Genomic DNA, 14,309 nt, shown 5'->3' with positions numbered 1-14,309 from the left:
TGCGCTGCCCCTTGACGGATTGGCTACCGGGTGGTGGGTGACCGGTTACGGGGTGCGGTTGGGGCGGCAATAGGATGGCGGGTATGTGGGTACGGGGGAGGCGGCGGGGGGCTGGGGTCGGCGGCGGAGTGTGGGCTGGGCGGCTGGCTGTGGTGCCGGTGGTGGTGTTGGGTGTGGCGATGCTGCGTGGGGGTGGGCCGGCGCTCGATGTGGCGAAGTTCGTTGGCTTTGTGGGCTTTGGGGTCACCTTGCCCGGGATCGTTCTGTGGCGGTTGATCGGCAACTACCGGCGGAACCTGGTGGAGGACTTCGCCGCGGGGTTCGCGGTCGGTTGTGCCGTCCAGCTGCTCGTTTACCTGGCCTTCGCCGAAGCGGGGCTGCAGCGGTGGTCCTGGGTGTGGGGGCCGATTGTCTTGCTGGTCGGCGCTTTCAGTCCGGTCGTGCGTCGCAAGGTGTGGCGGCGGGTTGAGGACCCGCTGACGCCGTTGGCTGCTTGGTTGTTGTCGGCATCTTGTTTGCTGGTGGTCTTCGTGATTTATGCGAAGGGGCCGCGGTACTACGCTCCTGGGTTCGCGAAGGCGCAGGCGCACTACCCGGATATGGCCTTTCACCAGGCGTTGGCGGCGAGTGCGAAGTCCGATGTGCCGATCGTGCCGTTGTGGGTGTCCGGTGAGCCGATGAAGTATCAGACGTTCTTTCATCAGATCACCGCGGCGACCTCGTGGGCGACTGGGATCAACCTGACGAACCTCGTCTACTCGCTGATGTGGTTGCCGTTGGCGCTTGCCGGATGCGCGTTGGTCTTCGTGCTGACGCAGCGGTTCCTGACCGGGCCGGAGGCACTGGGGCGAACCGGTACGACGTGGGCGGGACCGCTGGCCGTCGTACTGGCCGGGATCGGCGGGACTCTGCAGCCGCTTCCAGAGGCCGGGCTGGGCGGGATGTCGATGGCGTCGAGTGCCTACGCGAGTCCGACCCAGAACTTCGGTGTGATGCTCTCGCTGCTGCTCGCCGTAGTGGCGATCGACCTGCTGCGAGACCCGTCCCCGAAGAGCCGCTGGATCCTGCTGGTCCTGATCGCGGTGGCCGCATCTGGTGCCAAGGCGACGGTTGTTCCCTTGGCGGTCTGTGGTTTCGGATTGGTCCTGCTGTTCAGGCTGTTCACCCGGTCTCCCTTCAGGGCTCCGCTGGTCGCCACGGCCGCCATGCTCGTGGTCTTCGCCGGCTCGGTGCTGATCATCTTCGGCGGTGAGTCGTCAGGCTTGCAGGTGAAGTTCGGCTCGTTGTTCACCCAGTTGCAGCCGTACGCCACGCTGAGACACGGAACGGGTCTTGACCGATCGGCCGAGTTGCTGAGTGCGGCAACGAGTCTGACAGCCTGGGGGCTCGCGATCGTCGGGGTGCTGTTCCTGCGGCGCTTCTGGCGCGACCCGGCCACGCCGTACCTGGTCGGTGCAGCCATCGGCGCGATCTTCGCGACTCTGCTGACGTCGCAGCCGGGGATCAGTCAGATCTACTTCTACCGGACCGCGCTTCCTTTCCTTGCTGTGCTCTCGTGTGTGGGACTTGTCCAACTGGTCCATCGGTTGGGCGACAGACGCGCTGCGCTCTTGGTGCCGGTCGGAGCGGCTCTGGGTGTCGGAGCATGTGCGATCGCCCGTCTGCGGTCCAACGACCTGCCGGGCGTCAAAGGCCCGATGCTCTGGATGCTCGGCGCCCTCTTGGTGGCAGCTCTGTTGATCGCCGCGGGCTGGAAGCTCAGCGGGCGCCCGGGCTCGAGGACAACCGCGTTCCTGGTCGCATTCGTCGCGACCTGCACGATCGGCGCGACGACCTTGCCGTTGGAGGGCCTGGTCTCGAAGCAAGCGAGTGTGCTGGCCTTTGGCAAGATCGGTCTCGGCGGCCCGAGCAAGGCCGAGCGGGACGCTGCCCGTTGGATCTATGCCAACAGCGACACCGACGACGTCGTAGCGACCAATGTGCATTGCCTCTTCCAGCATGGAAACCTTTGTGACAGCAGGCACTTCTGGATCGCAGCGCTGAGTGAGCGCCAGATGCTGGTGGAAGGCTGGGCCTATACGAACAAGGCCAACAGCCTGTCGATCACCACCGGCGTCAACCCGAGCGTCCTCCCGTTCTGGAACAAGGACCTGCTCGCGGCCAACAACACTGCCTTCACCGCTCCGACCCAGGCAGCCATCGACAAGCTCCGCCAGTACGGCGTCCGCTGGCTCTACGTCGACCGGCGAGCGGGTGTCCGGGTCTCGCCGATGCTCAGCCACTACGCGCAACTCCGGCACACCACAGCGGGTGCACAGATCTACGAGCTCAGATAGGCCGGAAGGGCCTCCGGATCCATGATCCGGAGGCCCCTCTTTCGCTCCTACTTCTTCGGTGCTTTGGGAAGGGTCTGCCGGGTGAAGGCCGGGTCAGCCGCCTTCGCACCCTTCGCGGCACTGGTAACTGTGCTGGCGGGAAACACGCGAACCTGGAAGTCCGACGTGTAGGTCAGGATCGCCCACTTCAGTACGTCGCCGACCTTGTAGACGAAGGGCGTGGGAGTGCTGGCCGTATACAGCTCGGTCTGCCCAGCGTCCACCTTCTTCCAGGTGGGCCAGGTTCCAGCGCCCTGGGAGAGTTCCTGCGCGTAGTAGTTGTTGCCGTCAGCACCTAGTGCGAGCACCTGAACCATTCCGGTGTCCGGTGCCAGAATCGCCGCCGGCGAGCCCGGGAAGGTCTGATCCTCCGCACCGACCGTCTGCCACGTGCCGGGGAACGCGGTCCCCGGAGTGGTCTGCTTCTGGGTCTTGATGTGCCCGCCGGCATCCCTCGCGAACACTCGCAGCAGATCGCCCGGGTAGCGCACGATCGCTACCTGCCCGGTGAATCCGCTACCACCGAGGCTGCTGAAGCCGGTCGGGGCGAAGCCGTCCCACTTGGCGGCCCAGAAGGTGCCGTTCGTGTCGCGTGCGATGACGTTGACATGGTCATCCGCGCCGACGGCGACCGACAGTGTGCCGGTGAAGGTCGCCGGGGCCGCATGCTGCGCCCAGGGTTGGAACCCGCCCGATCCCTCCGGCCTGGCCCACAGCTTGCCGTCGCCGTCCAGCGCGAAGGTCACGACCTTGTTCGTGCTCGGATCCTTGATCGAGGCGCCGTTCGAGGCCATCACACCACCCGCATCGACGGCCGGCGCCAGGGTGTTCGAGCCGGCGGCGGTCTGGCTACGAACCGCGAACCGGCTGTCGGTGTTGTGCAGGGTCACCGACACCTTGGCGTCGGATGCCTGGACCACGCGCCGGGCGTTCCGACGTACGCCTCGTTGCCGTTGATCGGGTTCCAGACGAGTCCGCCGTAGTCCACGGGGTCGGGCTGATGGCCCCAGTACGATCGGCCGATGTTGTCGGTGTACCCGTACTCGAGTGAGCCGGTCGAGGTCTGGATCACTGCGATCGGAGCGTTCGTCTCGGCCGGTACTGCGGGCGGCGTCGGGATGTAGGACGCGGTCAGCCGGCAGGCGTTGGAGGTGCCGACCACGTTGTTGAACTGCTGCCAGCCGGTGCCGAGAGTCGCGTTCTGGAAGATCCACCTGGCATTGGGATCACGCTTGTACCTGTACTGCGCGAGTCGGCCACTCGCATCGACGCCGAGGATGATGTCGCCACCGACGGACAGGGGGTTTGGGGTAGTTCTGCCAGCCGCTGGCCCCGTCCTGGACGACGTGAATGAAGCGGTCGCTGGTCTTCTCGAACTGGTACCTGGTGAGCGTCCCCGCCGGCTTGCGAGCGTGGATGACGCCGTCACCGGTGGCTGTGATCGAGTCGAAGACATTCCAGCCCGTACCGAGCGGCTGGCTGCTGAAGGTGTTCGTCGCCGAGTCCAATACGTAGCGGCGCAAACCGCCGTTGTCCTGGATCAGGAAGAAGTCGCCACGTGCGTCGATGGTGATCTTGTTCAGGCGACTGGGTTCGGCCCAGCCGTTGAAGATGCCACCGAGCGGTTTCGCGGCGACATCGAACTTGGTGCCGTTCCAGTGGTAGGCGAACAGCCCGCCACCGTTGTTGGCGGCCGCCCTGATCCCGTAGATCCAACCGTCGGGACCCGCGAGCAGCTTGTTGAAGGTGTCCCAGCCGTTCCCGAGCAGCTTGGGCGGTGCATTCCAGACCGGGGATGCGTTGCTGTCGCTCAGATCGTTGAACTGGTAGAGCCATAGTTCGCCGTTGGGTTTGGTCGCGAAAATGCTCTGGCTCGGAGTACAGGTGATGTCGGCGTCCTCGGCCTGAGCCGTGGTCGGTCCGACAGCGCCGAGCAGGCCGGCTGTCAGGCCCGCGGTCAGCAAGGCTGCGCCGAATTTCCGGCGGAGTCCGAACCCGGGGAGGCGTCATGGAACAGAGCTGAACATGGAACCCCCAGTGTGGGATGGCGCATGCGTGATTCCGGCCCCGAGCCGCATGCCACAGCGTCGACGCGATACCCGCCCTCCGGCGTTCCGCCGATCGGCTCGGACGTTACCCGAGTCCGTTGATCATGAGTAGCCGGATTGCAAGAAGTTGCAATGAGGCCTCTGCAACAACGTGCAAGTGCGGGCGTTCTTGCTAGGCAGCGGTTTTCAGAGCGTGTAGCTTCCGTCCCGTTGACTGACTCGGGGGACGAGGAAGTCCACTTCGCTGGGGGTAGTTCACATGGCCCGATCGCTGTCGCGCGCCCGCAAGCAGGCCACTGCCCTTCGGTGGATGAGCAAAGGGCTGGCGTTCGTTCTCGTCGCTGCCGTGCCGTTGAGTGCTGCCGATTACGGCACCGCGGCGACCGGGCAGCCGAGCGGTGGCGGTGCCGGACCGTCGAACCACAAGGCGCAGCCGGCCCCCGAACAGCGGGAGGGCTCTGCCGCGAACCAGCCGCACGTGATCGGTGAGAACCTCAACAAGACGGTGCCGACGAGTCTCAAAGCGCGCTATCCGGAGCTGCAGCCGGCAAAACCTGGTACGCCGGCCAATGCGATCCAGATATTGCCGTCGAAGAGTCAGCCGGTGAAAGGCTTTGACGCCAGGACCAGCAAAGAGCTTCCGGGCAAGCGCAGCCGCTACGGGTCGACCTTTGCGAACGCGGACGGCACCGAGACCACCACGATCTCGACGTCCCCCACCAACTACCAGCGTCCGGACGGTAGTTGGGCACCGGCCCGTACGACGTTGAGCAGGCAGCCGGCGATCACCGGTGCTGCGGGCTGGCGTAGTACCGGAGACAGCGTCACCTCGACGCTTTCCGCGAAGGCGGCCGAGGACCAGCCGATCGCCGAGCTCACACTGGCCGGTGGGCAGAAGGTTGGCTGGACGGTGAGTGGCGCCAACGGAGCCGCGGGCACGCCGGTGGGTGACGACACGGTCCGGTACTCGGGCTTCGCTCCCGGCGCGGACCTGGAGCTCACCACACAGCCGGGCGGCCTGAAAGAGACTGTCGTACTGCGCTCACTGGCGGCGACCCGGTCCTACATGTTCCCCTTGCACCTGGACGGACTGACCGCGCGGCTGCACGGCCCCGAGATCGCACTGGTCGATGCCCAGGGCAACGAGAAGGCAACGATCCCGGCCGGGTTCATGGTGGACCGGAAAGGCGCCACCTCGAGCGGTGTGACCTACCGCCTCGTTCAGGCCGGCGGCCGGCAGGCGCTGAAGGTGGACCTGGACGGACGCTGGCTGGACGACCCAGCGCGGATCTTCCCGATCCGGGTCGACCCGACTGTCACCGAACTGCACGTCGATGCCGGCCAGGCCGTCACTGTCCGGGACTCGGGTAGCTATCTCGGCGACGACAACTTCATGGTTGGTAGTCAGGACGGCAACCGTTCCGCGGCGTACATGAAGTTCAACGTCGATTCCTTGAAGTTCAACACCATCTACGGGGCGCAACTGCAGGTCAGCAGCATCACTGCGCCGTCCTGTACCCCGCGTCCGGTGACCGTCTACCCGGTCACTGCGAACTGGGCGCCAAGCATGAGCCTGAGCTACCCGGGGCCCACAGTCGGTGCCGCGCTGACCTCGCAGTCCTTTGCCCAGGGCTACATTGCGAGTGGTTCCACCACCACCAAGTGCACGACGGTTCCGGTGGGATTCAACCTTGGCGCTGCCGGAGCCGAGATGGTCCAGCGCTGGGTCAACGATCCGAACGCTAACCGGGGTATCTCACTGCGAGCTCCGGTGAACGACGGCAGTGCGTGGAAGAAGTTCGTCGGTACGGCGAGAGCGAATCCGCCGAAACTCTTCGTCACCCATTCGCCGTACAACGCGTCGTACACGGTGCTCGGCAAGCCGAATCCGCCGGTGCTGCAGAACCAGGACGGCAAGATCCAGGTCCGGGTGAAGAACGTGAGCGCGTTCGACTGGGCGCCGTCGCAGTACTACCTGAAGACGATTGTCACGGACGTCAACAAGAACCAGCTGTACCAGTACCGCGGCGCGAATCTGCCGACCACGCTGGCGCGGGGTAGCAGTGTTGTGCTCGACGCGCTGGTCAAGATGATGCCGGCCGGCCCGACCGGCGCGAAGCAGTATCGCGTCTACTTCTCGCTGACCAAGGTTGGCGGTCCTGACTTCAGTACGGAGAAGGTCACCCCTGCAGAGGTTCTGATCGAGGTCCGCAATCTGCCTCCGGTCGTCGACCAGCTGTCGCCGGACAACGGCTATCGGACCCAGGTGCTCACGCCCCAATTGTGGGGACGCGCGTTCGACATCGACGCTCCGTCGACCAGTCTTACGTACAGCTTCGAGGTTTGTGAGAAGACAAGCGCGGGCACGTACGTCGGTTGCTTCAGCTCGGCGTACTCGGCGGCCGGTAACTACGAGATTCCGGCCGGCAAGCTGTCCTGGAACAAGGAGTATGCCTGGCGATTGATGGCGAAGGACCTCAATGGCGGGATCACGGTATCGCCGGTCGCGCCGGCCAGGATGGCCTTGCTCACCGACGTACCGCAGCCCGCGATCACGTCACGGCTGGCCAATGCGCCGTACGGCAGTGGTGCCCAGCCGTTCGACCCGAACATGGGCAACCATCTGACCTCGGCCGTCGACGTCACGATCCCGGTCGCCGGCCCCGAGCTCAACGTGGCTCGGACGTACAACAGCATCGACCCACGCAAGACGGGCGTGTTCGGCGCCGGTTGGTCCAGCAGGTACGACCTGCGGCTCGTAGTCGAGCCGGCCGGGAGCGTGCTGGCGAACTACCCCGACGGTCAGCAGGTGCGGTTCGGCAAGAACCCCAACGGGACTTATGTCGGTCCGGCGAATCGTCAGGCCCAGTTGACTTTTGACAGTACGATCAGCACCTGGACGTTGAAGGACGGCGGTGCGAACACCTACTCGTTCTCGGTGTCGGGCAAGCTCACCCAGATCAAGGGTCGCTGGGGCAAGCCGATGCTGTTCGAGTACGGCGGCGACGGCAAGCTGATCAAGGTCACCAGCCAGCAGGGCAACAACCAGGCGCTGACCTTCACCTGGAACGGCGCCCACGTCGCCACGGTGAGCACGGCTCCGGTCAACGGCGCCCCCTTGAAGTGGACCTACTCCTACTCCGGTGACATCCTCACCTCGGTCTGCGGTCCGGACAGCAAATGCACGACGTACGGCTCGGCCCCGGGATCGCGTTATCGCTCCTCGATCCTTGATTCGCAGCCGGAGTCGTACTACCGCCTGAACGACGACGCCAACCCTGCCGCGAGCGAGGTGTTCACCAACTTCGGCAAGGACAACGGCACCTACAAGAGCGTCACCAACAATGCTGCTGGTGCCCTCACCGGGTCGAGCGACACGGCCGCGAGCTTCAGCGGAGCCACCGCACCGTCGTACGTGACCTTGCCGAACGGGGCGATCCGGAAGAACCGGAACCAGTCCGTCGAAATGTGGTTCAAGATCCTTGCCAAGGGTCTCACCAACCCGCTGCTCGGGTATCAGAACGCCGGCGTCGAAGGGACATCCACCACCGGTATGCCGATTCTGTACGTCGGCACGGACGGCCTGCTGCGCGGGCAGTTCTGGAACGGCGCGGCTGCCCCGATGGCCTCGGTCAATCCGGTGGACGAGGGCAACTGGCACCACGTCGCGCTCACCTCCAACGGTGCCGTTCAGACCCTGTACGTCGACGGCGCCCAGGTCGGCACTATCACCGGCCGGAACGTCGACCACGCGAACATGGTGAGCAACCAACTCGGTGCGGCGTTCGCTGTCGCACCAGGCGCCTGGCCTGGCTGGGGAACCAAGCTCCGGAATTATCTGACGGGGGCGATCGATGAGGTCGCACTGTACTCGCGGCCGCTGTCGGCCGATCAGGTCGCCGCGCACTACCAGCTGGGGAAGAACGCCGCCAATCAGTTGACGACCGTCACGTTGCCGAGCGGCAAGGTGGCCGAGGACGCGGCCTACGACACCAGCACGGAACGGATCAAGCAGTTCACCGACGACAACGGTGGGCTGTGGAAGATCAGTACGCCGGCCGTCACCGGAGGCGCCGCCGACCTTCGCCGCACGGTCGAGGTCCGGGACCCTGCCGACCGGCGGTTCTTCTACGAGTACGACGGGATCGGCGGCTGGATGCTGCGCGCCGGCGTACCGAACGGTCTCGGGACACGCGAGGAGGATCTGCCGCCGGCGCCGTCCCCAACCCCGACGCCGTCAAACTGCAACACCCCGGACCCTGGCGATCCGCAGTTCTGCGTCGTGACGCCGGGGTCTGGGGCGCAGGATCCGATCTTCGACTGGCATGCGCTGGACGGGATCGCGGTCCGCAGCTACGAGTACGACAAGTCCGGTCAGCTGACGAAGACGACGAACGCGGGCGGCGAATCGACGACGCTGAGCTACGACAGCAAGGGCAACAACACGTCGAAGACCACCTGCCGGATGAGCACCGACTGCCAGACCAGCTACACGACGTTCCCGACGACGGGACTGACCGATCCGCTGGATCCGCGGTGGTCGAAGCCGACCGAGTTCCGGGACGGCCGGGCGGCTGGGCCGACCGACAACACCTTCAGGACCGTCTACACCTACGTTCCGCAGGGTGATCTCGCCACTCAGACCAGCACCGACGACGGCTGGGTCAGGAACACCTACACCGACGGCTCCGAGGTCGGGCCGACCGGGCTGATGCCGTCCGGCCTGATCCGGACGACGACCGATCAGCGCGGCGGAGTGACGACGTACGCGTACCACGCCACCGGCCAAATAGCTGAGATCACTGCTCCGACCGGGCTGAAGACCTCGTTCACCTACGACGCCGTCGGCCGCAAGATCAGCCAGACGCAGACGTCGGACTCGCAACCGAACGGGGTCACGACGACCTTCACCTACGACCTGGCGTCCCGGCTGGCCACCTCGACCGGCCCGGTGACGACCGACAAGGTAACCGGGGACAAGCATCAGCAGAAGGTCACGCTGTCGTACGACGACGACGGCAACCTGGTCGCCCAAGAGTCCGTTGACGTCCTCGGTGGAGGGGATCCGCGCCGTACGGCGTACAGCTTCGACGACCGGAATCGGTTGGAGCGGCAGACCGATGCCGCGGGCAACGAGGCGTCCTATAGCTACGATGCCTTCGGCAACAAGATGTCGATGACGGATGCCAACGGCAACCGGTACGAATACGCCTACTCCGCTAGCAACCAGCTCACTGAAGTCCGTCTGCGAGACGCCGACTCGACCGGTGACGACGGCTACAAGGTGATGCGGTCGATCGGCTACGACCCTGTCGGGCGGATGGCTCGCGAGACCGACACCATGGGCCGGACCGTCGAGTACGCGTACTACGGCGACGGGTTGCTGAAGTCGAAGACGCTGAAGGCCTTCCACAAGGTGGACGGCACCACGGCCGACTTCGTCCTCGAGACGGACACGTACGACGCCGCCGGCAATCTACTCAAGCAGGTCACCGACGACGGCAAGACCACGACGGCCTACACCCGTGACGGGGCCGGCCGAGTGAAGACCAGCACGGTGGACCCCGGCGGTGTCAACCGGACCACCACGATGACCTACGAGCCCGGTGGCAAGATTCAGTCGACTGTTGAAACGGGCAACTACTCGAACTCGCACTGGGCGGTCAACGGGCAGCAACGCAAGGCCACTTACGTCTATGACACTGCTGGGCGCCAAACCTCACAGACCGTCTGGCTGGACAGTACCCGCGGGCTGACAACAAGCTGGACCTACGACCAGCGTGCATTGCAGACCAGCGTCACCTCGCCGCGCGGCAACGAGGCCGGCGCGGTCAAGGCGGACTTCACCACCGCTTACGGGTACGACGAGTTGGGGCGCCAGGACGTCATCACGCAGCCGAAGGTCCAGATCGAGGAGAACGGGCAGCCGGCGTTCACGGCAGCTCCCGTCACGACCGTGGGATATGACGCCTACAGCGAGGTCGTGTCGACGAAGGACGCCTTGGGCAACGTCGGCAGCACCACCTACAACAAGCTCGGGCTGCCGGTCGAGACCACCGGTCCGACGTACACGCCGCCAGGCGGTTCTGAGGTCACGCCGAACGCGAAGGTGGAGTACGACGGAAACGGCAACGTGCTGAAGACAATCGACCCGCGCGGGGCCGAGACCCGCTTCGGGTACGACCGGCAGAACCGGGTGGTTCTGCGCGATGCTCCTCTTGGCACCAACAATGATCGCGCAGTTTGGCGGTACGAGTACACCGGCAACGGAGGGCTCCGGAAGACCACGGATCCGCTGGGTGGCGTGAGCGAGTCGACGTACGACGACCTCGACCGGGTGATCACGGCGACGCAGGTCGAGCGCAAGCCGGTGACGGACAACTTCACGACCAAGTTCAGCTATGACGAGGGCGACCGGCTGCTCTCGACGACATCGCCGTCCGGTGCGACCAGCTCCACGACGTACGACACGATCGGGCAGCCGATCAAGGTGGTTGACCCCTCCAACGTGGTCAGGCAGTTCGGCTATGACTTCCTCGGCCGCCAGATCGAATCGGCCGATGGCCTCGGCCGAACCACCCTGACCGGCTACGACCTGGCCAACCGGGTGGTGCAGAGCACCGACCTGGATGCCTCCCAGAACGAGCTGCGGAAGAGCCTCTACACCTTCGATGCCGACAACAACCTTCTGACAGCGAAGCCGCCGGTCGGTGGCACGGTCAGCTACACCTACGACGCGTTGGGCCAGCTGGTACGCCAGCAGGAACCGACATCGAGTACCCAGACCATCACCACCACGTTCGGTTACGATGCCGCCGGCAACCAGACCCGCTACACCGACGGCCGCGGCAACTCGACGTACACGACCGTGAACACCCTCGGCCTCACCGAGTCCGTGATCGAACCCTCCACAGCGGCGCATCCAGCCGCAGCGGACCGCACCTGGACCACGTCGTACGACGTCGCCGGAAACGCCGTCAAACTCGCTGAGCCGGGGGGAGTGAATCGCACCCGGACCTTTGACGCCGCGGGTCGGCTCACGACTGAGACCGGTTCGGGACCTGGCGTCCAGGGAGCTGACCGGAAGGCCGGGTACGACGCTCTGGGGCGGGTCACCTCGATCAACAGCATCGGAGCCGACAACACCTATACCTACAACGATCGCTGGCAGTTGTTGTCGGCGACCGGTCCTTCTGGCTCAGCGAACTTCTCCTTCGACGCCGACGGATCGCTGGTGCAACGGGCCGACGCGTCCGGTACTGCGAACTTCGGCTACACCAAGGGCCGATTGAGCTCGGTCACCGATTCAGTCACCAGGACCGCGCAGACGTTCGGCTACGACAGCGCGGGTGCTCCGAAGACGATCAACTACGGACTCGGGCGGACCCGAACCTTCGATTACGACGAACTCGGCCGGCTGAAGTCGGACGGCCTGAAGAACAGCGCCGGTACGACGGTGAGCTCGATCGCGTACAGCTTCGACCTCTCCGACAACCTGATCGGCAAGACCACCACCGGCGTACAGGGCGCCGGCGCGAACACCTACACCTACGATGACGCCGGCCGGCTGAGGAGCTGGACGGGTGCCGGCAAGACCACGTCGTACGGGTGGGACGATGCCGGCAACCGGGTTTCCGCCGACGGTAAGACGGCCCGTTTCGACGAGCGTAACCGCCTCATCACCGACGGAACCGCAGATTACAGCTACTCCGCGCGCGGGACGCTGCTGTCGAAGACGACCGGCTCCACAACCGACTCAACGTCGTTCGACGCCTTCGACCGGGTCATCTCCCAGGGCGGTCGCACGTACCAGTACGACGGTGTGGACCGTCCGGTCACCGGCAACGGGACCACGATGCAGTACGCCGGGTTCAGCGACGAGGTAGTGGCCGACGGCACCCAGGTCTACGGCCACGGTGCAGGGGACGATGTCCTCTCGATCGGGCAAGGCACGACCAAGCGCCTGACGATGTCCGACAGCCACAGTGATGTCGTCGGTGGCTTCGACCCCGCCGATGGGATACTGGCTGCTCTTCCTGACTCCCGCACCTACGACCCCTTCGGCAAGGTCGCTGCTGCCGGCGGTCTCAGCTACGGCGTCGGCTATCAGGGCGACTGGAACGACCCAGCAACCGGCGACGCCAACATGGGTGCCCGCTGGTACGACCCCGACACGGGCACCTTCACCTCCCGCGACACGATCTCGTACTCCGAAGGCGACTCCGTCACCGCCAACAAGTACCTCTACGGCGACGCCAACCCCCTCACCAACACCGACCCCACCGGCAACAGTTCCTGCAAGACAACGCACAAGCGGATCGTCGAGCCGCCCCCACCCCCAGGAACGAAGCCGACCCGAAACGGCGGCCACGACACGGATGAGGGCGACAGGTGGCCGCCACCGTATGTGCCGCTGGGCTACATGCCCGGCGAACCGGACGGCAATATCGACACCGAGCCGTGGTTCGACTGGACCCTTGACGGCTTGCCGAGAAGCAACGGCATGGGAGGCACCCAAGGTCGCTCAGGCCGCGGAGGCGGCGACAACCGCTACCTCAATGCCGCAGCCGGTCGCTACGCCTTCGCCGACTGCCCTGATCACGACAACGGCAACGGCGACGAATCAACCCATCGCCCCAAGCCGCCGCCGCCCCCGGACCCGGCCATCAAGGCTCGCAGGGACCTCGAAAGAGACCTCAAGAAGAACCCGCAGCCCAACGCGCCCGGAGTCAGCGGTCCGCTCTTCACCCGAGGTAATCCCTTCGGCGGCGGCAACTGGAACTTCGTCGACGACATCCGCGGCCAGACAGCCGCCATCTACCAGGCCGCCGTCGCCGCAAAGGGTGTGGTAGTCGGCACCGCCGGCGCAGCATTCAGCGCCTGGGGCACCCTGACCACCGGCGGCCTGACCGCAGGTCAACTGGGTGGCGCAGCGATCGCACTGGCAGGTGGTGCCTCCGTCCTCAGCCAGGTAGACCGGCCCCCAGGATTCGGAAAGATCTCCTGGCCCTCCCTCACCGGCCTCGTCCCCCAAGCCGGCCTCCTAGCCGAAGCCCTAGAAGGAGGAAGCGACAAGCCTGCGCAGTCATCTACCGCCGGAGCTGGCGCCGTAGGCGGCGGAGCAGACCCGGATTGCCAAAGAAAGGCAGAGCCCGGAAACTGCTTCAGAGGTCGGGCGCGTGATGAGGAGCTTACCTTTAAACCGAAGCCGCATGAATACAAAGTTGACAAGGAGACCGGCTTTGTAAAGGAGACGCATGGAGTCTCTGTGTTCGACGATGCCAACGAGCTCGCCGAGAAGTACCTGCCGCATCGAATTGATCCGGAGACATTTCCAAGAACGCTTAGGATAATCCAGAGAGGCAGAAATGAGCATCATTTTGAGATCGTGCCTGCTCCTGGGGCAAATCTGACCCCGCAGCGGTATGCTGAGGAGCTTGCGAAGATCCGGACGAGGTAGACGGGAGCTTGTGGGTGTCAATTCAATTTACACTGGTGTTGCCAGAGGGATTCGTGCCCTACGAGGTAGAGGCGAAGGGGTACCTTGGCGGTATCCGAATATTAGTAGCCGACAGCGCCATTGAGTTTGCGGCATATGACACCTTCAGACTTGCTCAGGATATCGCCTACGAGATTCGAGAAAGAGGCTTCTTTCCTCATTCGAACCTTCTGGTCGTCGAGACGGTCACTCGCGAGAACATCGAGGCCGCGGTGGAGCGGCTGGCTATTTCGGGCTTCACGGACTTCTCTAAACTTCATTCTTGAAACGCGTCTAGGCGCCGTCCTGCGGTCGCTGTTGTGAACTGCATTCATGACTTCGATGATTCAACCAACGTTGACCGCTCGACCAACTGTGGTTTCCCCGGCTGGATTGCGCGAGGGTGCT

General features: G+C 64.8%; 6 protein-coding genes. 3 read left to right on the top strand and 3 right to left on the bottom strand.

All coding sequences use genetic code 11. The features are described 5' to 3' along the window. Positions 1-83: 83 nt before the first annotated feature. Positions 84-2,336 (top strand): hypothetical protein, encoded by a 2,253-nt coding sequence (locus ABZ004_RS18780; protein WP_355681147.1) that lies wholly within the window; start codon positions 84-86, stop codon positions 2,334-2,336. A 47-nt stretch (positions 2,337-2,383) separates the two neighbouring features. Here the strand turns inward: ABZ004_RS18780 and ABZ004_RS18775 are convergent, their stop codons facing one another. From ABZ004_RS18775 to ABZ004_RS18765, 3 genes are all read right to left on the bottom strand, one after another. After that, entirely contained in the window at positions 2,384-3,295 is a 912-nt protein-coding gene (locus ABZ004_RS18775) for a hypothetical protein (RefSeq protein ID WP_355681146.1), read from the bottom strand. Beyond that, positions 3,262-3,537 carry a hypothetical protein gene (locus tag ABZ004_RS18770; protein WP_355681145.1) on the bottom strand — a complete coding sequence of 92 codons (276 nt, stop codon included), beginning with the start codon at positions 3,535-3,537 and terminating at the stop codon, positions 3,262-3,264. The genes ABZ004_RS18775 and ABZ004_RS18770 overlap by 34 nt, the downstream gene beginning before the upstream one ends. A gap of 64 nt (positions 3,538-3,601) precedes the next feature. Beyond that, on the bottom strand, positions 3,602-4,339 hold the full coding sequence (locus ABZ004_RS18765) for a tachylectin-related carbohydrate-binding protein (RefSeq protein ID WP_355681144.1): 738 nt from the start codon (positions 4,337-4,339) through the stop codon (positions 3,602-3,604). A gap of 394 nt (positions 4,340-4,733) precedes the next feature. Between ABZ004_RS18765 and ABZ004_RS18760 the strand changes: the two genes are divergently transcribed. Beyond that, positions 4,734-13,883 (top strand): LamG-like jellyroll fold domain-containing protein, encoded by a 9,150-nt coding sequence (locus ABZ004_RS18760; protein WP_355681143.1) that lies wholly within the window; start codon positions 4,734-4,736, stop codon positions 13,881-13,883. A 14-nt stretch (positions 13,884-13,897) separates the two neighbouring features. Further along, positions 13,898-14,188, top strand: a complete 291-nt coding sequence (locus ABZ004_RS18755) for a hypothetical protein (protein WP_355681142.1) — start codon at positions 13,898-13,900, stop codon at positions 14,186-14,188. The last annotated feature ends 121 nt before the right edge of the window (positions 14,189-14,309 follow it).

The organism is Kribbella sp. NPDC006257 (genome assembly GCF_040613535.1).
Lineage (GTDB): Bacteria > Actinomycetota > Actinomycetes > Propionibacteriales > Kribbellaceae > Kribbella.
This window is presented reverse-complemented; position numbering and strand designations above follow the sequence as displayed.